Genomic DNA, 921 nt, shown 5'->3' on the forward strand with positions numbered 1-921 from the left:
ATACCTGACGATTGCGGTTCAACTAAAGTAAGCACTAGTTGAGTAGCAATGGCAGCATCTACGGCACTGCCGCCTTGGGCTAAAATTTGTTGACCGGCTCTTGAGGCATATGGATTTGCCGCAGCAACCATGTATTTATCACCTTGCACTACTTTTTTATGGATTAATCCAGTAGCGGCTTCAGGTTCGCGAGTTTCAATTTGAGTTGCTTGCTGTGCAAATGAAGGCAGTGATACTGCGCACAGTCCAATGGCAAATAATGAGTTAAGTTTAAAATGCATAAAAATACTAAAAACACTTAATTACGTAGTTGTATTTGGCATCTTAAAGTTAAACGGGCACAATATGCAAAAATTTTGACTAAAAAAATATAATAAAATGCTTAATTTACCTATTCAACCTCGTTATATATTACCGCCTATTATTCTGCTGCTATTTAGTACCATTTTTGCTGCATTTGATTTAAATAATTTACTTGAATTTAACCGAAGCCTAATTGATGAAGGCGAACTGTGGCGAATTTTTTCTAGCCAATTTGTTCATGCTAATTGGGCTCATTTGGGACTAAATGCCAGTGGTGTTTTACTAATATGGCTTTTACATGGCGAATACACATCACCTACTCGCTACGCTTTTAATACAACTGCGCTAGCACTGTGGTGTGGACTCGGCGTGTATTGGTTTTGCCCAAGCATACATATTTACACCGGATTAAGTGCTCTGCTGCATGGTGTAATTATTTGGGGGGCAGTTAAAGATATAACCTTAGGGCTTAAATCGGGTTATTTATTATTTATAGGCGTATGGATTAAAATAGCGTTTGAGCAATTTAGCGGCCCTAATGCTGATATAGGAAAGCTTATTAACTCCACTGTGGCTATTGACGCACATTTAATTGGTGTAATTGGCGGGACTCTGCTT

At 38.5% G+C, this 921-nt stretch carries 2 protein-coding genes; one reads left to right on the plus strand and one right to left on the minus strand.

The genetic code is table 11. The features are described from left to right. Positions 1 to 281, minus strand: a 281-nt coding sequence (locus tag L654_RS01000000125365) for a gamma-glutamyltransferase (RefSeq protein ID WP_033027694.1), incomplete at its 3' end; no start/stop codon positions are given. Positions 282 to 378: 97 nt separating this feature from the next. On the opposite strand from L654_RS01000000125365, the gene rrtA reads away from it, so the two are divergent. Continuing rightward, positions 379 to 921: rhombosortase (rrtA, locus tag L654_RS0102700; RefSeq protein WP_024607197.1), on the plus strand; the 543-nt coding region annotated here is incomplete at its 3' end.

The sequence above is a fragment of the Pseudoalteromonas sp. TAB23 genome (assembly GCF_000498075.1).
Taxonomy (GTDB): domain Bacteria; phylum Pseudomonadota; class Gammaproteobacteria; order Enterobacterales; family Alteromonadaceae; genus Pseudoalteromonas; species Pseudoalteromonas arctica.